The following is a 20,273-nucleotide window of genomic DNA, read 5'->3' as shown; positions in this document are numbered from 1 at the left end:
GACTTACATATTGCGGCGGTACTGCCCACCCACCTCGAACAGCGCGGTCGTGATTTGGCCCAGCGAGCAGACGCGCACGGCGTCCATCAGCTTTTCGAACACGTTCTGGTTGTCGATCGCGGCCTGCTGCAGGGCGGCCAGGGCGGCAGGCGCCGCGCTCGCATTGCGGGCGTGGAAGGCTTCCAGGCGCGTCAGCTGCGACTGCTTCTCGTCATCCGTCGAACGCGCCAGCTCGATCGTGGCCGGGGCTTCCGCGCCCTTCGGATTGCGGAAGGTATTGACGCCGATGATCGGCAGCGAGCCGTCGTGCTTCTTGTGCTCGTACAGCATCGACTCCTCCTGGATCTTGCCGCGCTGGTAGCCGGTTTCCATCGCGCCCAGCACGCCGCCGCGTTCGGCGATGCGCTCGAATTCCTGCAGCACGGCTTCTTCGACGAGATCCGTCAGTTCGTCCATGATGAAAGAACCCTGGTTCGGATTCTCGTTCTTGGCCAGACCCCATTCGCGGTTGATGATCAGCTGGATCGCCAATGCACGGCGTACCGATTCGTCGGTTGGCGTGGTGATCGCTTCGTCGTAGGCGTTGGTGTGCAGCGAGTTGCAGTTGTCGTAGATCGCAATCAGCGCCTGCAGCGTGGTGCGGATGTCGTTGAAGTCGATCTCCTGCGCGTGCAGCGAGCGGCCCGAGGTCTGGATGTGGTACTTCAGCTTTTGCGAGCGGTCGTTGGCGCCGTACTTGTCGCGCATCGAAACGGCCCAGATGCGGCGCGCCACGCGGCCCAGCACCGTGTATTCCGGGTCCATGCCGTTCGAGAAGAAGAACGACAAATTCGGCGCGAAGTCGTCGATGTGCATGCCGCGCGCAAGATACGCTTCGACAAACGTGAAGCCGTTCGACAGCGTGAATGCCAGCTGCGAGATCGGATTCGCGCCGGCTTCGGCGATGTGGTAGCCCGAGATCGACACCGAGTAGAAGTTGCGCACCTGGTGGTGCACGAAGTATTCCTGGATGTCGCCCATCACCTTCAGCGAGAACTCGGTGGAGAAGATGCAGGTGTTCTGGCCCTGGTCTTCCTTCAGGATGTCGGCCTGCACGGTGCCGCGCACGTTGGCCAGCACCCATTCCCTGATCTTCGCGGCTTCGTCGGTGGTCGGCTGGCGGCCGTTATCTTGAACGAACTTCTCGATCTGCTGGTCGATGGCGGTGTTCATGAACATCGCCAGGATGGTCGGGGCCGGGCCGTTGATGGTCATCGAGACCGAGGTGCTCGGGCTGCACAGATCGAAGCCGTCGTACAGCACCTTCATGTCGTCCAGGGTCGCGATCGAGACCCCCGAATTGCCGACCTTGCCGTAGATGTCGGGACGCAGCGCCGGATCGGCGCCGTACAGGGTGACCGAGTCGAAGGCGGTCGACAGGCGTTTTGCGTCCATGCCGGTCGAGACCAGCTTGAACCGCTTATTCGTGCGGAAGGCATCGCCTTCGCCGGCGAACATGCGGGTCGGGTCTTCGCCCTCGCGCTTGAAGGCGAACACGCCAGCCGTGAACGGGAAGGAGCCCGGCACGTTTTCCAGCATCAGGAAGCGCAGGACTTCGCCGTGGTCCTCGAATTTCGGCAGCGCGACCTTGCGGATGGTGGTGCCGGACAGGGTTTTTTGGACCAGCTTGGTGCGGATTTCCTTGTCGCGGATTTTCACCACATAGTCGTCGCCGGCATAGGCGGCCTGCATGTCGGGCCACATGGCAAGCAGCTTCTTCGCATTCGCGTCCATCGCGTTGTCGCGTTCCATGATCAGGTCGTCGAGGACCACTTCACGGTTGGCGGCGGCCAGCATGCGCTTCGTTTCGCTCAGTTGCTGGCGCTCGCGCGCGAGCTTTACCTGCTTGCCCGTGTTGCGATGGTAGCCGCGCACGGTGTCCGAAATCTCGGCCAGGTAGCGCGCGCGGGCTGGCGGCACGATCACGTGCTTGCCACTCGAATGCTTTTGCTCGGGTGCGGCCAGTTTCGAGGCTTCCAGCTTCAGGCCGAGTTCCGCCAGTTTCGGCAGCAGGCCGTGGTAGAGGGCGGTTACGCCGTCGTCGTTGAAGCGCGAGGCCTGGGTGCCGAACACCGGCATCTGGTCGGGGCTTTGCATCCACAGTTCGCGGTTGCGCTGGTACTGCTTGGCCACGTCGCGCAGCGCGTCCTGGGCGCCCTTGCGGTCGAACTTGTTGATGGCGATGAAGTCGGCGAAATCGAGCATGTCGATCTTTTCCAGCTGCGAGGCGGCGCCGAATTCCGGGGTCATCACGTACATCGAAGCGTCGACGTGCGGCACGATGGCGGCATCGCCCTGTCCGATGCCGGACGTTTCGACGATGACCAAATCGAAGCCGGCGACTTTGCATGCCGCGATCACGTCCGGCAGGGCATGCGAAATCTCGGAACCCGCTTCGCGCGTGGCCAGCGAGCGCATGAAGACGCGCGTCCGCATTTCTCCATTCGCGTTCCACGGATTGATGGCGTTCATGCGGATGCGGTCGCCGAGCAGGGCGCCGCCCGATTTGCGGCGCGACGGGTCGATCGAGATCACCGCGATGTTCAGGCGGTCGTTCTGGTCGAGGCGGATGCGGCGGATCAGTTCATCGGTGAGCGAGGACTTGCCGGCGCCGCCGGTGCCGGTGATGCCGAGCGCCGGAACGCGCATCGTATCGGCCGCTTCGACGATCGCCTTGCGCAGTTGCGGGTCGGCCTTGCCGTTTTCGAGGGCGGTGATCAGTTGGGCCAGTGGACGGTGGCGTTGCTCGATGCTGCCCGTTTGCAGGGCGTCCAGGCTGGTGGGCGCATACGGGGAAAGGTCGATGTCGCAGGCTTCGATCATCGAGCGGATCATGCCAACCAGACCCATGCGCTGGCCGTCTTCCGGGCTGAAGATGCGCGTGACGCCATAGGCATGCAGTTCGGCGATCTCGGACGGGACGATCACGCCGCCGCCGCCGCCGAACACCTTGATGTGGGCGCCGCCGCGCTGCTCCAGCAGGTCGATCATGTACTTGAAGTACTCGACGTGTCCGCCCTGGTAGCTGGAGATGGCAATGCCTTGCACGTCTTCGGCCAGGGCCGCGGTGACGACGTCGTCGACCGAGCGGTTGTGGCCGAGGTGGATGACTTCGACGCCGTTCGACTGCAGGATGCGGCGCATGATGTTGATCGAAGCGTCGTGGCCGTCGAACAGGGAGGCGGCAGTAACGAAGCGCACCTTGTTGGCCAGTTTGGGCTGTTCAGGCAGGTCGAGCTTGGCGGCGGGGGTGATGTCGTTCATGGTGTTCCTTCTGGAAGCGGAAGCGGACAGGGTCGATTTGTACGGTATATGACGTTAACGTTAACGTCAAGTTCGAGGTAGGGGGATGTGATGCGTTTGGCGAAGCCGCCGCCATTCCATAAGCAACTATTTTGTGCATTTTTGCAACACTAGTTGCTCTACTTTATCGACAGGAAGGATATGCAGGAAAGCTGAGCGTTATACTCTGTGGTCCGCCGCGGTGGCGGAGACTAACACCTCGCCTGTCTCCAGCAATGCTCAAGAAAATCGATTCCTCACAGCTGCGCCTCGGTATGGCCATCCACGACCTGGATTGCGGCTGGATGGAGCACCCCTTTGTCCGCGCCCGCTTCGTGCTCACCGGCGAAGACGAGATCCGCAAGATCCTCAAGGCCGGCATCCGCGCGGTAGTGATCGATTGCGCCAAAGGGCTGGACGTGGCGGACGCCCCGACCCTGGCCGAAGTCCAGGCCGCAACCGAGCGCGACGTGGTGGACATCGCGTCCGCACCGGTCAGGCCGGCGCGCGCCAGCCTGGCCGACGAGATGCAGCGCGCGGTGAACATCCGGCGCCAGGCGGTGGGCCTGGTGCGCACCGTGATGCAGGACGCGCGCCTGGGCAAGGCGGTGGAGCTCGACAACGTGAGCCCGGTGGTGCAGAACATCACCGAATCGATCCTGCGCAATTCGGGCGCGCTGCTCGGTCTCCTGCGCATCAAGACCAAGGACGACTACACCTTCCTGCATTCGGTCAGCGTGTGCACGCTGCTGGTGGCGTTCTGCTGTTCGCGCGGCATGGACGAGGACACGATCTACCAGGCCGGCATCGGCGGCCTGCTGCACGACACCGGCAAGGCGCTGGTGCCGGACGCCATCCTGAACAAGCCGGGCCGCCTCACCGACGAGGAATTCGCCATCATCAAGCGCCATCCGCGCGATGGCTACGACATCTTGCGCCAGAACCCGGAGATCGGCACGATCCCGCTCGACATCACGCTGCACCACCACGAGCGGCGCGATGGCAACGGCTACCCCGACCTGCAGAAAGAGGGCGAGATCAGCGAACTGGCGCAGATGGCGGCGATCGTCGACGTCTACGATGCGATCACCTCGGACCGCAGCTACCACAAAGGCATGCCGGCGGCCGATGCGCTGCGCAAGATCTACGAGTGGAGCAAGTTTCACTTCAGCCCTGCGCTGACCCAGGAATTCATGCGCTGCGTGGGTATCTACCCGGTCGGCACCATGGTGATGCTGGAATCCGGGCGCCTGGGCGTGGTGGTCGAACCGCACGAAAGCAACCTGCTCACACCGAAGGTGAACGTGTTCTTCAATACGAAGAGCCAGACCTATATCCGGCCCGAGCTGGTCGATTTATCGCGTGCGCTGGGCTTCGGCGGTGGCGACAAGATCGTGCGCCACGAGTCGCCCGAGAAGTGGCAGGTCGATCCGAACCGCTTCCTGCTGGTCGCTTAAAAGAATTCGGCGGTATCGTTCGAGGCGACGGTCTGCAGCAGGCCTTGCTCGACCAGTTCGTTGTAGTGGCAGGCCTGGTTGCGGCCGTGGGTCTTGGCGAAGTACAGGGCCTGGTCGGCATGGCCGAGCGTGACCACCGGCGAATCGAAAGGGCTGATGCTGACGAAACCGACGCTCACCGTGACGCGGCCGACCTGCGGGAAGTCGTAGCTTTCCACGTTGGTGCGGAAGCGGTCGATGATGCGCCGCGCATTCTCCAGTGTGGTGGCGCGCAGCAGCACCACGAATTCCTCGCCGCCGAAGCGGAATACCCGGTCCTGGGCACGGAACGAGGCTTGCAGCTGGTTCGCGATCAGGATCAGCACTTCGTCGCCGTACAGGTGGCCGAAGGTGTCGTTGACGAGCTTGAAGTGGTCGACGTCGACCACGGCCAGCCACTGCTTTTCTTCTTCGTGATGCTGGCGCCGCTCGGGCTGGCCGGGCTGCGGCGGCTCCGGCTCGCACGGGCATTGCAGCATGCGCGCCAGCTGGTCCTCGAAGGTCTTGCGGTTCAGGAGGCCGGTGAGCGAGTCGCGTTCGCTGTAGTCGAGCAGATTCTGGAAATTCCGGTAGACGCCGACGATGCCGGCCACCGTATGGATGGTCTGGGCCGGGAAGGGCGCCTCGCGCACGATCTCGAGGCAGGTGTCGGCCTTGTCGCCGAACCAGATCGGCAGCCACAGGGTGCGGGTGCCATCGGGCGCCACGGCTTCGGCGCTGGTCTCGCGGGCGGCCAGGCAGGCCGCGAGTTCGGGATAGCTGGAAAGCGGTGCTCCCGGCACGGCGCTGTCGAGCGCATCGTGGACCCGGGCGCCGGCGCCGGCTTCGATGCTGGCGCGAACCCGCACATGGAGCTGGCCGGCGACGTTATAGAGAGATAACACCCGCGTTTGCACGGCGGCGGCCAATTCTTGCACTGCCGCGATCACCGAGATATCGAGCATCGTGTGGTCGCGGTGGCCAGTCATGTCCACCATGTGTTTCAGAAGGGAATCCATGTCATTCTCAGAAATGTAATCTACCCACTCGCCGCAACACGGCGCCCTGCCACTTCTCTATAGAAGGTGAAATTTCCAAAGAGCAAGTGGAATAGCATAAACGTTTTTTGCATTTACAGCAATAATTTCGCCTTTTCTTTTGGCAAAATGGTTGCACGCCATTTTTCGTTTGCGACGGCTCAAACATTTCCCCAAGTAAATAATTCCCATGGGAAAATTTGAGGACACTCAAGTTGCCTTACGGCACTAAACCATATGATGAACTCACTGAAACGGAAACGACAAAGCAGCGTCAGCCGAGTCAGCAGAAGTACTCCGTTTCAGGGTTGTTCTTATAAACCACCATATGGAGTTTGTCATGAAAACGATCTTTACCGCTATCCAAGCTTTCGTTGCAGATGAAGACGGTGTGACTGCCATCGAGTATGGCCTGATCGCTGCCCTGATCGGCGTCGCGATGGCCGGTGCGGCTACGCTGCTGGGTGAGCAGATCGAAACGACCTTTACCACCGTGAAAGACAAGCTGGTCGCTGCACTGGCTCCGTAATTCACTAGGTCTTGCCCTCCGGACTTCGGTCCGGAGGGCTTTTTTTTTGAGGAGCGCAATCATGCCTGTGCAAACTTGGCTTGACCTGATGCTGCTTGTCCTTGCCGTCGGAGCCGCGGTGACCGACCTGGCGATCCGCAAGATCCCGAATCTTCTGTTGCTCGCTGCCTGGTGCGGCGTCTTCGGCCTGCACCTTTCCGGCGCCACGCCTGCCGGTTCCGCTGCCGGCGCGCTTGGCGGCGCTGCAGTCGGCTTCGCCCTGTTCATCCCTCTTTATATGTTGCGCGGGATGGCTGCCGGCGACGTCAAGCTGATGGCCACCGTCGGCCTGTTCTTCGGTCCGGGCCAGACCCTCCATGCCTGCATCCTGGCCTGGTGCGCAGGCGGGATCATGTCGCTCCTGATCATTCTTGCCACCGGACGCTGGCAGCTGGCCTGGAACGCGCTGCGCAAGCTGGTGCTGGCACTGCTGCCCTTGCCGCTGCTGGCCTGGCTGCGCGTCGATCCTGGCCCCGGACCTGGCGCCGGTCCGGACGATGCGCCTGCACAGAGCGCCGGCTCCATGCCCTATGGACTGGCGATCGCGCTGAGCGCGCTCTGGCTGCTGGGGCAGCGTTACCACGGCTGAGCGCCATAGCTTGCTACATCTCAAGGGCGCCAGGGACTGGCTCGCTAGAATTGATGACGTCAGGAAATATTTTGCTGCTGTACGAGGAGAAAGCGATGATCGAAACCTTGTCGTGGAGCCCAGGGACCGCCGCCGAGCGCATGGCGCCGGCCGCGCCGCCGGGCGAGCTGGAGGTAGCGGCAATCCTGCCGCGCCAGGCCAAGTCGGTCAGCGACACCGGGCTCGATGCGCGCCTCGTGGCGGCACTGGCGCTGAAGACCCTGCACGCGACCGGGCGCGCGCCGCTGCCGCTGCTCGCCGGCAGGCTGCGCTTGTCGGTCAGCGTGCTGCGCGAAGTGCTGGCCGGGCTGATGGCCGAACAGCAGGCCGAAGTGGCCTGGTGCGGCGAATCGGACATCGATGTCCAGTACCAGCTGACCCCGATCGGCCAGCGCGCCGCGCTCGAGGCCCTGGCCGAATGCCGCTATGTCGGCCCGGCGCCGGTGACGCTGGCCGCCTGGCGCGCGCTGGTCGAGCGCCAGTCGCTGCGCCAGCCCGGCGCCAGCCGTCCGCGCGCCGCCGACCTGGCCGCGCTGCTGGCCGGCGACGGCCTTGATGCGGCCCAGCGCGACCTGCTCGGCGCGGCCCTGCAGTCGCAGCGCGCACTGCTGCTGCATGGGCCCAGCGGCAGCGGCAAGACGACCCTGGCGCGCAAGCTGGCGCGCCTGCTGCCCGGGGCGGTCGCAGTGCCGCACGCGGTGCTGATCGGCGGGCGCATCGTGCGTCTGTACGACCCGGCCTGCCACCCGGCGCCGCTGCCGCTGGTGCGCCAGCAGGACGAGCGTCGCAGCTGCGATGCGCGCTGGGTAATCTGCCAGCGTCCGCTGGTGCACGTCGGCGCCGACTTCGACCCTGCCGCCTTCGAACTGCGTCTCGATAGCGAACATGGCGTGCTGCAGGCGCCGCCCCAGCTGCAGGCGAACAACGGCATCCTCGTGATCGACGACCTCGGGCGTCAGCGCCTGCCGGCTGCCGAGCTGCTGAACCGCTGGCTGGGACCGCTCGACGGCGGCCCGCTGCGCCTGGGCGGACAAGCCGAGTCCCTGCCTTTCGACACGCTGCTGGTATTCGTCACCAACCTGGCGCCGTCGAGCGTGTTCGATCCGGCCATGCTGCGCCGGGTCGGCTACCGCATCGGACTGGGCGCGCTGCCGGATGCCGGCTACCGCGCGCTGGTGCGGCGCCAGTGCCGCCTGCGCAGCCTGGATTGCCCCGAGAACGTGCTCGAGCACCTGGTAACGCGCCTGCACCGCCAGAGCGGTACGCCGCTGCTGGCCTGCTACCCGCAGGAACTGCTCGGCCGCCTGGCCGACTTCGCCAGCCTGGCCGGCGCCGAGCCGTGCCTGAGTATTGCCGCCCTGGAGCAGGCGTGGAACAGCGTCTGCGCCAGCGTCCCGACCCCTGCCGCAGGAATCGCATCATGAAAAACAAGCGCGCCCTTGCCGTGATGGCAGTTGCCATCCTGTTCGGCCTGACGGCCGTGATCCTGGCCTCGCGCTGGCTGTTGATGCAGCCGGGATCCAATTCCGGCCACATCGTGGTGGCCGCCACCGACATCAGCCTCGGCCAGCGCCTCACGCCGGAGATGCTGAAGCTGGCCGACTGGCCTTCCGACAGCGTGCCAAAAGGCGCCTATGCCGATCCGCAGAAGCTGGCCGGCCGGGTGCTCAGGAGCAGCGTGCTGGCGGGCGAACCGGTCAGCGAAGCCAAGCTGGCCCCGGCCGGCACCCTGGGCGGCCTGTCGGCCCTGATCACCGAAGGCAAACGCGCCATTACGGTGCGCGTGAACGATGTGATCGGCGTGGCCGGCTTCACCCTGCCGGGCAACTACGTCGACATCATCGTCAGCACCCGCAAGGACCCGCAGCCGGGTGAGAACCGCGAGCAGGACATCTCGAAGATCGTGCTCGAGCGGATTCTGGTGCTGGCCGTGGCCCAGGAAGTCAACCGCGACGAAACCAAGCCGCGCGTGGTGAATGCCGTCACGCTCGAAGTATCTCCCGAACAGGCCGAGACGCTCGACCTGGCGCGCAGCGTCGGCACCCTGTCGCTGGCGCTGCGCAACCAGGTCGACCCGCAGTCGGCCCAGACCGGCGGCGCCACCAAGCTGACGCTGCTGCCGGGCGCGACGCCGCCGAAACCCGTGCCGCCGGCGAAACCCGCTGCCGCGCCGCGTCCGCAAAAGCCGGCCGTGCACCGCGTCGCCACACCACCCGCACGCCGCGACTGCGTTGCTGTCATCAACGGCCTGCATTCCTCGCAAGAGTGCTTCTGAACCCTAACGTGTGCCAGGTGAAACCATGAACACGAGTCCTTCGAAAACCCGCCATGCCCATCGCCTGCTGCTCGGTGGCCTGGCGCTGGCGCTGGCCGGCACGGCCCAGGCGGCGCGGCCCGCGGCCCAGGCCGATACTGCGCCGGCCACAGGTGCGCGCAACGAACTCGGTCCGCGCTGCAGCGGCGAGGCTGCGCGCCCGGCCCAGGTTGCGCTTCAAATGGGCAAGTCGACCCTGATGCGCCTGCAGGAACCGGTGCAGAACCGCAGCGTCGGCAACCCCTCGGTGGTGCAGGCGATGCTGGTGGCGCCCGACACCATGTACATCGCCGGCATCGACGTCGGCACCACCAACATGATCGTGCAGGGCAGGAGTGGCCTGTGCAGCGTGCTCGACATCACCGTGGCAATGGACCCGAGCGCCTTGCAAGCCACGCTGACCGCGGTCATGCCCGAGGAAAAGGACATCCGGGTACTGGCCGCCGCCGATTCCCTGGTCCTGAGCGGCACCGTATCGGACGCTGGCGCCGTAGCGCGCGCCGCCGAGCTGGCGCTGGCCTATGTGCGCAAGCCACTGCGTCCGATGAATGCGGTGCCGAAGGAGCTGGCGCCGGACCAGCAGAATGCCGCCGCCAACGGCGGATCGAATGCCGCCAACCTGCGTGTGGTGAATTTGCTGAGCGTGAGCGCGCCGCAGCAGGTGCAGCTCGAAGTCAAGATAGCCGAGGTCTCGAAGACCCTGCTCGAACGCCTGGAGGCCGGCGCCAGCTGGCGCACCACATCCGGCAGCTGGGCTGCCGCCCTGGCGTCGAATTTCCTGACCGGTAATACCGGTGGCGGCCTGCGCCTTGGCAAAAGCAACGGCAACGGCTTCGGCGTCGATGCCGAAACCAAGGACAGCCTGGTGCGCGTGCTGGCCGAGCCGAACGTGATGGCCATCAGCGGCCAGGAAGGCAGCTTCCTCGCGGGCGGCAAGTTCTACATCCCGGTGTCCCAGGACCGCGACAGGGTCACGCTCGAAGAAAAGGAATTCGGGGTCGGCCTGCGCTTCACGCCGACGGTGCTCAGCGGCGGCCGCATCAACCTGCGCGTGGCGCCCGAAGTCTCGGAACTTTCGCGCGAGGGCATCGGCATCAGCGCCGTCGGCCTGTCCGGCGGCGCCATCCTGCCGGTGGTGACGACGCGGCGCGCCAGCACCACCGTCCAGCTGTACGACGGCCAGAGCTTCGCCATCGGCGGCCTGATCAAGAACAACCTGGTGACCAACCTGAAAGGCTTGCCGCTGCTCGGCCAGGTACCGGTGCTGGGCGCGCTGTTTCGCAGCACCGACTTCCAGCAAGACCGCACCGAGCTGGTGTTCGTGATCACCGCGCGCCTGGTCAAGCCGCTGACGGAAACGGCTTACGCACTGCCGACCGACCGCGTGGATGCGCCTTCGCGCGCTGCGCTGATGCTCGGCGGGCGGCTCGAGGGTCCACCGGCGCCGGCCAAGCCTATCGCGCGTCCGGCCCAGAGCGTCGACGGTTTCGAACTCAAATAGGAGGCAGCCATGGCTACCTGCAAGACTATCGCGTGCGTGGCGCTGCTGCTGCTGACCCTGGGCTGCTCGACCGCTCCGCGCTTCAACAAGAACTTCGGCGCTTCGGTACGCGCCAACCTGGCGGCGCAGACCATCGCGCCGCAGAACGCCGCCAACGCCAATCCGGCGCATGGCATCGACGGACCGGCGGCGCGCGCCGCCCAAGCCCGCTACCAGCGCTCCTTTGCCCAGCCGGAGCCGGAGCCGGCGCCGGTCATCAGGATCATGGGCAGCGGGCAATGAGCATGGCAATGCGCGCTTGTGCGCTGCGGGCGCGCAGGCCGGCGCCCGAGACGCCATGGCGGCGTGCCGGGCGCCGGCTGGCGCGTTCGCCTCCCGATTTTCACTTGCAACCTGAGCCTCAACGAGGATCGTCATGAAAGCCCTATTGATCAGCCGCGACAGCCTGCTGTATGCCGATATCGCCTCGCAGGGTGCGGCGCGCGTGCCGCCGCTGAACGTCGCCAACAGCCGCGTCTCGATGCGCGAGGCGCTCGACCGCCCCCTGGCGGAGGCGCCCGGCCTGGTGATCGTGGATGCCGGCGCCGGGGCGCCCGACGACGCCGATCTGCTCGAACGCCTGGCACGCCAATATCCGGAGGCGCAGTTCATGCTGCTGACCGGCGAACATCATACCCAGCTCCTGATCCGCGCCATGCGCGCCGGCGTGCGCGAAGTGCTACAGCTGCCCCTGGCGCACCGCGCCTTCCATGAGGCCATGGACCGCATCGCCGCCGCCGCCGGCGTTGCCCAACTGCGCGAGGGCAAGGTGCTGGCCTTCATCGCCTGCAAGGGCGGCAGCGGCGCTACCTTCATCTCGACCAATTTCGGCTACGCGCTGGCGACGCTGGCCGAGAAAAAGGTGCTGCTGATCGACCTGCACGGCCAGTTCGGCGATGCCGCGCTGTACGTGTCGGACCAGAAGCCGACCATGACCCTGTCCGACGTCTGCGAACAGATTGCGCGCATCGACGGGCCTTTCCTGGAGTCTTGCCTGGTGCACGTGACGCCCGGCTTCGGCGTGCTGGCCGCGGCCGACGATCCCGTACAAACCAAGGAAGCCAAGCCGGAACATATCGATGCCATCCTGCGCGTGGCGCGCCAGCATTACGACTACATCGTGCTCGACGTTGGCCGCCAGATCGACGCCGTGTCGCTGCGCGCGCTCGACAGCACCGACACCATCTACCCGGTGCTGCAGCTGGCGCTGCCCGACATCCGCGATGCGCGCCGCCTGCTCGACATCTTCCGCTCGCTCGGCTACCCGATCGAAGGCATCCGCCTGATCGTCAACCGCTACGAAAAGGGCGGGCGCCTGCGCCTGCCCGACCTGCACGCCGCGCTTGGCTGCGAAGTCGTGCACACCGTCCCCAACGACTACATCGCCGTCACCGACTCGGTCAACCAGGGTGTGCCGGTGCTGGAGCTGTCGCGCGCCAGCGCGGCGGCGCGCAGCCTGGCCGACCTGGTGGAGCTGGTCACCGCGCGCCGCGCGCCCGAAAGCCGCGGCCTGCTCGGCCGTCTGTTCGGCCGCGGCGAAAACGATTACTGAAAGGAGTAGCCATGTCGCTGCGCGAACGCCTGTCCGTTTCCGATGACGAACGCCGTCCCGGAGCCCTTCCCGCCGACGCGTCGAACGGCGCCTACCAGGAACTGAAGAAATCGATGCACCAGATGATCCTCGACCGGATCGACCTGGAGCGCCTGAAGCGCCTGACCACCGAGCAGTTCAAGCACGAACTGGCCCTGCTGATCCAGCGCATCATCGAGGAAGAACGCATCGTCCTCAACCAGCATGAGCGCCACAACCTGGTGCTCGACATCCAGCACGAGATGCTCGGCTTCGGCCCGCTCGAGCCGCTGCTGAACGACCCGACGGTGTCCGACATCCTCGTGAATACCGCCAGCCGCGTCTACGTCGAGCGGCGCGGCAAGCTGGAACTGACCGACATTGCCTTTCACGACAATGCGCACCTGATGAAGATCATCGAGAAGATCGTCTCGCGCGTCGGCCGCCGCGTCGATGAATCGAGCCCGATGGTCGATGCGCGCCTGCCCGACGGTTCGCGCGTGAACGCGATCATCCCGCCGCTGGCGGTGGATGGTCCGCTGCTGTCGATCCGCCGCTTCGGCGCGTCGCCGCTGACGGTGCAGAACCTGCTCGACTATAAAAGCGTGACGCCGCCAATGATCCAGGTGCTGCAGGGCCTGGGCATCGCCAAGATCAACATCCTGATCTCGGGCGGCACCGGCAGCGGCAAGACCACCTTGCTGAACCTGCTGTCGGGCTTCATCCCAGCTACTGAACGCATCGTCACCATCGAGGACGCGGCCGAGCTGCAGTTGCGCCAGCCGCACGTGGTGCGCCTCGAGACCCGCCCGCCCAACATCGAAGGCAAGGGCGAAGTCACCCAGCGCGCGCTGGTCAAGAACTCGCTGCGCATGCGCCCCGACCGCATCATCCTGGGCGAGGTGCGCGGCCCGGAAGCGCTCGACATGCTGCAGGCGATGAACACCGGCCACGAAGGCTCGCTCGCGACGATTCACTCGAACACCCCGCGCGACGCGCTGGCGCGGCTCGAGAACATGGTCGGCATGGCCGGCGTGAACCTGACGCCGCGCGCGATCCGCCAGCAGATCTGCTCGGCCGTGACCGTGGTGGTGCAGGCCTCGCGCCTGATCGACGGCTGCCGCAAGCTGGTCAGCATCCAGGAAATCACCGGCATGGAAGGCGACATTATCTCGATGCAGGAAATCTTCCGTTTCGAGCAGACCGGGGTCGACCGCGACGGCAAGGTGCAGGGCCAGTTCAGCGCCACCGGCGTGCGGCCGCGCTTTGCCGACCGCCTCAAGATGTATGGCGCCGCGATCCCCGATGATACCTTCGACCCCGACCGCATCTTCCAATGAACCGGCAGGCCGCGCCTGCAGTGGAGCCGCACGATGGATGTCCTTTTCTACAGTTTCACCGTATTCCTGTTCGCCGCCGTGATCCTGCTGATCGAAGGCGTCTGGCTGTGGTGGTCGAGTAACCACGGCAAGGCGGCGCAGCGCGTGGCGCGCCGCCTGCAGGTGATGTCGGGCGGCGCCGGACGCTCGGGCGAGCGGATCTCGATCCTGAAGCAGCGCCGCTTCAGCAGCAACGACGCCCTGGACCGCCTGTTGCACGGCATGCCGTTACTGAAGCGCCTCGACGCGCTGCTGGTGCAGGCCGGCAGCAAGCTGACGGTCGACCGCTTCCTCGGCTGCTCGCTGGCGTCGATGCTGGCGGCGCTGCTTGTGAGTGCGCGCTTGCCAGCGCCGCTGCCGGCGCGCTTCGTGCTGGCGCTGCTGGCGTTCGGCCTGCCCTGGATGCTTCTGCGGCGCGCCCGCACGCGGCGCCTGCGCCGCATCGAGCAACAGCTGCCCGATGCTGCCGACTTCATCGCACGCGCGCTGCGCGCCGGCCACTCGTTCACCAACGTGCTGCAAATCGTCGGCAACGAATTGCCCGAGCCGCTCAGCGGCGAGTTCCGCATCGCGCGCGAGGAGATCAACTACGGCGTGCCGATGGGCGAGGCGCTGCACAATATGGCGGCGCGCATTCCGCTGACCGACCTGCGCTACTTGATCATCGCAGTGCTCATCCAGCGCGAATCCGGCGGCAACCTGGCCGAAATCCTCGGCAACATCAGCCACATCATCCGTGGCCGCCTGAAGCTCGCTGCCCAGGTGCGCGTGCTGTCGGCGGAAGGGCGCATGTCGGCCTGGATCCTGGGACTGCTGCCGTTCGGCGTCGCCCTGGTGCTGACGATCGTGAACCCGAAATACGTATCCATGCTGTGGACCGATCCGAGCGGCATCCGCCTGCTCTGGTACGCGGCCGGGATGATCCTGTTCGGCGTGGTCTGGCTGCGCCGCATCATCCGCATCCGCATCTGAGGAACCGCCATGCAAGCCGCCCAACTCACTTTCCTCCTAGTCGTCTTCACGATCGTCTGCGTGCTGGCCGGACTGGCCATGGCGCTGTTCGCGCCGGTTGCCCTGCGCACCCGGCTGCGCCGCTTCATCGGCAAGTCGGAGCCCACCCAGCTCGAGTCGAACGGCTGGGTCGAGAAAGTGGCCAAGGTCACCCAGCCGCTGACCAAGCTCTCGATTCCGGAAGAGGGTTGGGAAAAGTCGGCGCTGCGTACCCGCTTCATGAATGCCGGCTGGCGCAACCCGGTGGCGCCGACCCTGTTCTTCGCCTCGAAAACCGCATTGGCATTGCTTGGGCCGGCCATCATCGGCGTGCTGGTGGCGCTCTCGGTCATCACGCTGGCCGGCAGCAAGCTGCTGTTCCTGCTGCTGCTCACCGCCACGGTCGGCTACTACCTGCCGAACATGATCCTGAACCGCATCGCCGGGCGCCGCAAGCGCGAGATCTTCGAAAGCCTGCCCGACGCGCTCGACCTGCTGACCGTCTGTGTCGAGGCCGGCCTGAGCCTGGAACGGGCCTTCGTGAAGGTGGCCGGCGAAATCCACATCAAGAGCGTGATCCTGGCCCAGGAGCTGCAGATCGTGCTGATGGAGATGCGCGCCGGCTTCAGCAAGGAAAAGGCGTTGCGTAATTTTGCGCTGCGCAGCGGCGTCGATGACGTCGACACGCTGGTGGCCATGCTGATCCAGTCCGAGCGCTTCGGCACCAGCGTCGGCGACTCGTTGCGCGTGTACTCGGAAAACCTGCGCAACAAGCGCCGTGTGCTGGCCGAGGAATGCGCCGCCAAGATCGGCCTCAAGCTGCTGTTCCCGCTCATCTTCTGCATCTTCCCGACGCTGCTGATGGTGCTGATGGGCCCGGCCGTCATCCAGCTCACCCGCACCCTTGCCCAGGTTGCCGCCACGCGCTGATTTCTCTAGGAGCACGATCATGACACCTCGCAGTCTTCTCAAGAACATCTCGGCCGTCTGCGCCGGCGCGCTGCTGCTCGCCTGCGCCGACCTGCAAAGGCAGCCGGAAACCCAGGCCGGCCCGGATGCCGAGTTCGCCTACGGCCAGGGCCGCGCCCATCATCTCGCCGGGCGCTATCCGGAAGCGGTGCAGGCCTACCGCGCCGTGCTGGCCGCCGACCCGCGCCACGTACGCGCCCGCAATGCCCTGGCCGCCACCCATGCGCGCCAGGGCGAGTTTGCCCAGGCGATCCCGATCTGGCGCGCCCTGACCGCCGAGCTGAGCCTGGACTCCGGCCCGGGCAGCGCCTACCTGTTCGCCAATCTCGGCTACGCCTACCTGCTCGGCGGCGACTATCCGCAAGCCGTCACCGAGCTGGAAAAAGCCTGCCTGCTCGACCCGCTGAACGGACGCGCCTGGCACAACCTGGGCGAAACCCTGCGCCGCATGGGCCAGATCGAGCGCGCCGAATTGATGTTCCGCCAGGCCAGCGCCCTGCAAGAACACGATTTCCGCAGCGATTACACGGCCGCGGGCGGCAGCGCCGTGGCGGCGATCCAGGCTGCGGTCGAAGCGCCGCGTCCCGACGCCGAGTGGGCCACGACCCAGGTGCTGGCCGCGGCCGACGGCACCCTCAGCCTGCGCCGGCTGCCGTCGCTGCGTGCGCTGGCCCAGGCATTGCCGGCCGGGCTGCCGTCCCAGCCGCTGCCTTCGCGGCCACGCCATCGCCCTGAGGCGGTGCTGCTGGAAATCCGCAACGGAAACGGCGTGACCGGCATGGCGCGCACATTGTCGCACCGGATCGGCGGTGGCGACCTGCTGGTTACGCGCCTGAGCAATGAGCCGGGCTTCAAGGTGCGGCACACGCGCATCGAGCATGGCGCCGCCTACCGCGACGTGGCCGCGCGCCTGGCCCTGCGTTTCGATGGCGTGGCGCTGGTGCAGGTCGACATGACCCAGCCCGTCGACGTCCGCCTGGTCATCGGCCAGGACCTGGCGCGCAGCAAGCTGGTCCTGCGGCCTGCGCTGCCGCGCGAAGCGGCGCCGGTCGCGCTGGCGGCCCTGGCCAAGGCGCCCTGAAGCATTCCCGCCTCCGGCACCTTTGCTGCGTATCAAACGCAGTTTGCACGCTGACCCGAAAATGGGGCGATACCGTCTCATTCAAGGGAGCGTTGCCATGAAAATTGCACAGCGTTTCATTTCCACTCTCGCCGCCGCTACCGCGCTCAGCCTGGCGGCCTGCGCACCCACTGCGCACCGCCAAGGCACCGGCGAATACATCGACGACGCCGTCATCACCAGCAAGGTCAAGGCTGCCTTTGCCGCCGACCCCACCGTGAAGGCCACCGAGGTCAAGGTCGACACCTTCAAGGGCACCGTGCAGCTGAGCGGCTTCGTCGAATCGCGCGAAAGCGCCCAGAAGGCAGTGCAGCTGGCGCGCGAGGTCAAGGGGGTACGGGAGGTGCGCAACAACACCGTCCTCAAATAGGAAGCGGCGAGGCGACGCCGCACCGGCCGCACTCCTTTAGCGCCAGCTGACCTTGCCCATGCCGTCGGTGCTGGCCTTGCGCTGCGCCGGTTTGCCGTACACGGTGGCCGAACCCATGCCGCTCAGGTTCAGATTTGCCGCCGTGCTGGCGTACACCGTTGCGCCGCCCATTCCGCTGAGGTCGAGGTCGACGGTTTCGGCGCGCAGTTTCTCGGCGTCGAGATTGCCGACGCCGGCCAGGCTTGCACGCAGAGTCCTGGTCTGGCCCGACACCGCCAGCTGGCCGGCGCCGCCCAGTTCCAGGTCCATGCGCTCGGCCTTGCCGGCGTCGATGCTCATGCTGCCAACGCCGCCGAGGCGCGCATCGACCTTGCGGTAATTGCCCTGCATGGTCATGGCGCCGGCGCCGTCCAGCGTCAGCACGATACGCTCGCCGCCGAAGCCGCTGACCGTGCTGGCGCCCACGCCTTCCGAGCTGAGTTCGGCCAGGTTCGGCACGGTCAGTTCGGCGCGCAGCCTGGGCCGGCGTCCGGTGCTGTAGTGGTTGCGGCGTTCGGTGTCGATTTCCAGCGTCTCGCCATGCTGGCGCGTAGTCACGCGCGCCACGTCGGCGCGTTCGCCTGCAATGACGAGCGAAGGCCGGGCGCCCTGGCGCACCACCAGGTCGACCACGCCGTCGAGCTTGATCCGGCTGACGCGGGCATCGACGGCGCGTGTTTCGCGGATCTCTTCGGCGAGGGCGCTGCCGGCGCCCAGCATCAGGGCCGTGGCCATCAGGGTACTGCCGAGCAAGTTGTTCATGGTCGTCTCCGGGCGTGTTTGGATGATGGCACTGTAATGCCGTCCTCCACGCGCGGCGCGGCCCGTGCGACAGGCTGCACGAACGGCGTCACGAACCGCTGAAAACGCCTGCCGGGCCAGCAAGCGCGCCTGTTCAGCGGCGCAGCGCGCGCCGTACCAGCAAACCGGCGCCGGTGACGGCCAGCACCACGACACCCAGGGCAACCCAGCCTTCGTACTCGTGGATCAGGTGCGGCACGCCGGTGTCGTGGGCCTGGGCAGGCCCGGCGCTCAGCACGGCGGCGCAGATCGCCAGCATGATGGCGGCAACAGGGGCAAAACGGCGCAGGGAAAACGGCATGGCGGCTCCTCGGGTGATAGTTGGAAATCAGCGGCCCGCATCGAGCAGGCCTTCGTGGCGGATGAAATCGACGATGGCGTCCACGCCTTTGCCATGGCGCAGGCTGGCGAACACGAAGGGACGCTCGCCGCGCATGCGGGCGGCGTCCGCGCGCATGACCTCGAGATTCGCGCCCACGTGCGGCGCCAGGTCGGTCTTGTTAATCACCAGCAGGTCCGAGCGCGTGATGCCCGGCCCGCCCTTGCGCGGAATTTTTTCGCCGCCGGCCACGTCGATCACGTAGATCGTCAGGTCCGACAGCTCGGGACTGAACGTGGCCGCCAGGTTGTCGCCGCCGGACTCGATCAGGATCAGGTCCAGCTGCGGGAAGTCGGCGCTCATGCGCGCGATCGCTTCCAGGTTGATCGAGGCATCCTCGCGGATCGCCGTGTGCGGGCAGCCGCCGGTTTCTACCCCCATCAGGCGCTCAGCCGGCAGGGCGTCGGCGCGCAGCAGGATGTCCATGTCCTCGCGCGTATAGATGTCGTTGGTGATGACCGCCATCTCATACTGTTCGCGCATCGCCTTGCACAGCATTTCGCACAGGGCCGTCTTGCCGGATCCGACCGGTCCGCCGATCCCGACGCGCAGCAGGTTTTTTTCCATGTTGATGTCCTCGTTCAAGACCGGTACAGGCGGCTGTACTGCACTTCATGCCGCATCGACAGCAGGGCAAAACCCGGCGCCCAGTTCGACAGCGCGGCGTCCGGCATCTCCTGCGCCTGGCGCGCCACCACATCGACCGTCGCGCCCAGCGCCAACAGCATCTTCTGGCCTGCCACCTGGCCCAGCGGCACCGTCTTCACACAGACCAGCACCGCGTTCTCGGCCCAAGCGAACACAGAGCCGAGCAGGGCGGCGGACGGCGGCACATCGAGCGCGGCGGCAGCGCAGGCGTAGGCCGCCGGCAGCGACAGCCCGGCCGCATCGAGCATCTGCACCAGGGCAGGGTCGGCATCCGGCTGTGCTTCCAGTAGCGCCACCAGCAGCTGACGCAGCGAATAGCCCATCTGCAGGGTCTCGGCGCGCAGCTCGGCCGTGTCGCGCGCCGCCAGCCAGCGCTCACTCCAGTACAGTGCCGCGTCGACGTCGCGGGCGGCAAAGGCGCACAGCAGTCGCCACTGCAGCGGCGCGTCGAACCGCCCGACCACCTCGACCAGCTGCGCCGCGATCCAGCGCTGGGCACCCGCCGCGTCGCGTACCAAGCCCTCGTCGATGGCGCTTTCCAGTCCCTGCGAATAGCTGTAGGCGCCGATCGGCAGCGAAGGACTGGCCAGCTGCAACAGGCGTAGCAGGGCGGCGCCGGCGATCATGGCAAGTCCGACGGCCGGTGGATCTTCTGGCGCAGCGGCACCGGCGCCAGCGGATGCGACTCGCCATGGTGATGCCCTCCGCCATACGCGCCGGCCTCCGGCTCGAACGCCGCCAGCTCTTCGGTCACCCGTGCACCCAGCCCGAGCAGCATCTCGCGCAGCACGGCGTCGCTGCGGATGCGCAGCCAGCCCCTGCCGACTTCGGTCTGGGTGTGACGGTTCCCCAGGTGAAAAGCGCAGCGCAGCAGGCCGTTCTCTTGCCCGTGTTCGATGCGGTAGACGGCTTCCAGCTCGGCCACCACGCGCACCACGCGTGTCCCCTCGCCCTGCAGCAGGTCGCCGCCGCGCAGCACCGTCCCGCGCGGACGCAGCACGGCCACTTCTTCGCCGCTCGTCAATGCCGCGCGCAGCCGGCTTTTCTCGCGCAGGTGGAAGGGCAGGACCAGTTCGCCGTCCACCGGCGCCGGTCCATCGATCCTGGTGTGCAGGGTGAGCATCG

At 66.4% G+C, this 20,273-nt stretch carries 20 protein-coding genes; 13 read left to right on the top strand and 7 right to left on the bottom strand.

Translation table 11 applies throughout. From position 1 onward, the window contains the following. Positions 1-3: 3 nt before the first annotated feature. On the bottom strand, positions 4-3,303 hold the full coding sequence (gene icmF / locus QWL29_RS10295) for a fused isobutyryl-CoA mutase/GTPase IcmF (protein WP_305822798.1): 3,300 nt from the start codon (positions 3,301-3,303) through the stop codon (positions 4-6). 254 nt (positions 3,304-3,557) lie between these two features. On the opposite strand from icmF, the gene QWL29_RS10290 reads away from it, so the two are divergent. Beyond that, positions 3,558-4,778 carry an HD-GYP domain-containing protein gene (locus QWL29_RS10290; RefSeq protein ID WP_305822797.1) on the top strand — a complete coding sequence of 407 codons (1,221 nt, stop codon included), beginning with the start codon at positions 3,558-3,560 and terminating at the stop codon, positions 4,776-4,778. Here QWL29_RS10290 and QWL29_RS10285 read toward each other — a convergent pair. Continuing rightward, on the bottom strand, positions 4,775-5,815 hold the full coding sequence (locus QWL29_RS10285) for a GGDEF domain-containing protein (protein ID WP_305822796.1): 1,041 nt from the start codon (positions 5,813-5,815) through the stop codon (positions 4,775-4,777). The genes QWL29_RS10290 and QWL29_RS10285 overlap by 4 nt on opposite strands. A 358-nt stretch (positions 5,816-6,173) precedes the next feature. Between QWL29_RS10285 and QWL29_RS10280 the strand changes: the two genes are divergently transcribed. From QWL29_RS10280 to QWL29_RS10225, 12 genes are all read left to right on the top strand, one after another. Beyond that, entirely contained in the window at positions 6,174-6,362 is a 189-nt protein-coding gene (locus QWL29_RS10280; RefSeq protein WP_229436074.1) for a Flp family type IVb pilin, read from the top strand. A gap of 61 nt (positions 6,363-6,423) precedes the next feature. Beyond that, the gene (locus tag QWL29_RS10275) at positions 6,424-6,990 is read left to right on the top strand and encodes an A24 family peptidase (protein WP_305822795.1); all 567 of its coding nucleotides are present in this window, start codon (positions 6,424-6,426) and stop codon (positions 6,988-6,990) included. A gap of 95 nt (positions 6,991-7,085) precedes the next feature. After that, on the top strand, positions 7,086-8,453 hold the full coding sequence (locus QWL29_RS10270) for an ATP-binding protein (RefSeq protein ID WP_305822794.1): 1,368 nt from the start codon (positions 7,086-7,088) through the stop codon (positions 8,451-8,453). Beyond that, positions 8,450-9,304, top strand: coding sequence for a Flp pilus assembly protein CpaB (gene cpaB / locus QWL29_RS10265; RefSeq protein ID WP_305822793.1), 855 nt, complete (start codon positions 8,450-8,452; stop codon positions 9,302-9,304). The genes QWL29_RS10270 and cpaB overlap by 4 nt, the downstream gene beginning before the upstream one ends. A 25-nt stretch (positions 9,305-9,329) precedes the next feature. Then, the gene (locus QWL29_RS10260; protein ID WP_305822792.1) at positions 9,330-10,844 is read left to right on the top strand and encodes a type II and III secretion system protein family protein; all 1,515 of its coding nucleotides are present in this window, start codon (positions 9,330-9,332) and stop codon (positions 10,842-10,844) included. Positions 10,845-10,853: 9 nt separating this feature from the next. Then, positions 10,854-11,126 (top strand): hypothetical protein, encoded by a 273-nt coding sequence (locus QWL29_RS10255; RefSeq protein WP_305822791.1) that lies wholly within the window; start codon positions 10,854-10,856, stop codon positions 11,124-11,126. A 133-nt stretch (positions 11,127-11,259) separates the two neighbouring features. After that, the gene (locus QWL29_RS10250; protein ID WP_305822790.1) at positions 11,260-12,435 is read left to right on the top strand and encodes a CpaE/TadZ family protein; all 1,176 of its coding nucleotides are present in this window, start codon (positions 11,260-11,262) and stop codon (positions 12,433-12,435) included. A gap of 11 nt (positions 12,436-12,446) precedes the next feature. Beyond that, positions 12,447-13,793 carry a TadA family conjugal transfer-associated ATPase gene (locus QWL29_RS10245; protein WP_305822789.1) on the top strand — a complete coding sequence of 449 codons (1,347 nt, stop codon included), beginning with the start codon at positions 12,447-12,449 and terminating at the stop codon, positions 13,791-13,793. A gap of 33 nt (positions 13,794-13,826) precedes the next feature. Next, a complete protein-coding gene (locus tag QWL29_RS10240) occupies positions 13,827-14,804 on the top strand; it encodes a type II secretion system F family protein (protein ID WP_305822788.1) in 978 nt (325 codons plus the stop codon). Positions 14,805-14,813: 9 nt separating this feature from the next. Further along, complete coding sequence (locus tag QWL29_RS10235; RefSeq protein ID WP_305822787.1) at positions 14,814-15,752, top strand: type II secretion system F family protein; 939 nt, start codon at positions 14,814-14,816, stop codon at positions 15,750-15,752. A 19-nt stretch (positions 15,753-15,771) separates the two neighbouring features. Further along, positions 15,772-16,872: a LytR C-terminal domain-containing protein gene (locus QWL29_RS10230; protein WP_305822786.1), complete on the top strand. Its 1,101-nt coding sequence runs from the start codon at positions 15,772-15,774 to the stop codon at positions 16,870-16,872. A gap of 97 nt (positions 16,873-16,969) precedes the next feature. Next, positions 16,970-17,281, top strand: coding sequence for a BON domain-containing protein (locus QWL29_RS10225; protein WP_305822785.1), 312 nt, complete (start codon positions 16,970-16,972; stop codon positions 17,279-17,281). 36 nt (positions 17,282-17,317) lie between these two features. Here the strand turns inward: QWL29_RS10225 and QWL29_RS10220 are convergent, their stop codons facing one another. The 5 genes from QWL29_RS10220 to ureE all read right to left on the bottom strand — a co-directional run bounded on the left by QWL29_RS10220 (position 17,318) and on the right by ureE (position 20,271). Further along, complete coding sequence (locus QWL29_RS10220) at positions 17,318-18,082, bottom strand: GIN domain-containing protein (protein ID WP_305822784.1); 765 nt, start codon at positions 18,080-18,082, stop codon at positions 17,318-17,320. Between the two features lie 133 nt (positions 18,083-18,215). Further along, complete coding sequence (locus tag QWL29_RS10215; RefSeq protein ID WP_305822783.1) at positions 18,216-18,422, bottom strand: hypothetical protein; 207 nt, start codon at positions 18,420-18,422, stop codon at positions 18,216-18,218. A gap of 27 nt (positions 18,423-18,449) precedes the next feature. Then, positions 18,450-19,067, bottom strand: coding sequence for an urease accessory protein UreG (gene ureG, locus QWL29_RS10210; protein ID WP_305822782.1), 618 nt, complete (start codon positions 19,065-19,067; stop codon positions 18,450-18,452). A gap of 14 nt (positions 19,068-19,081) precedes the next feature. Next, complete coding sequence (locus tag QWL29_RS10205) at positions 19,082-19,771, bottom strand: urease accessory protein UreF (RefSeq protein WP_305822867.1); 690 nt, start codon at positions 19,769-19,771, stop codon at positions 19,082-19,084. Then, positions 19,771-20,271, bottom strand: coding sequence for an urease accessory protein UreE (gene ureE / locus QWL29_RS10200; RefSeq protein WP_305822781.1), 501 nt, complete (start codon positions 20,269-20,271; stop codon positions 19,771-19,773). The genes QWL29_RS10205 and ureE overlap by 1 nt, the downstream gene beginning before the upstream one ends. Positions 20,272-20,273: the final 2 nt, after the last annotated feature.

The sequence above is a fragment of the Massilia brevitalea genome, assembly GCF_030711405.1.
Taxonomy (GTDB): Bacteria; Pseudomonadota; Gammaproteobacteria; order Burkholderiales; family Burkholderiaceae_D; genus Telluria; species Telluria brevitalea.
Note: the sequence above shows the minus strand (reverse complement) of the source record. Positions and strands in the feature narration are given on the sequence as shown.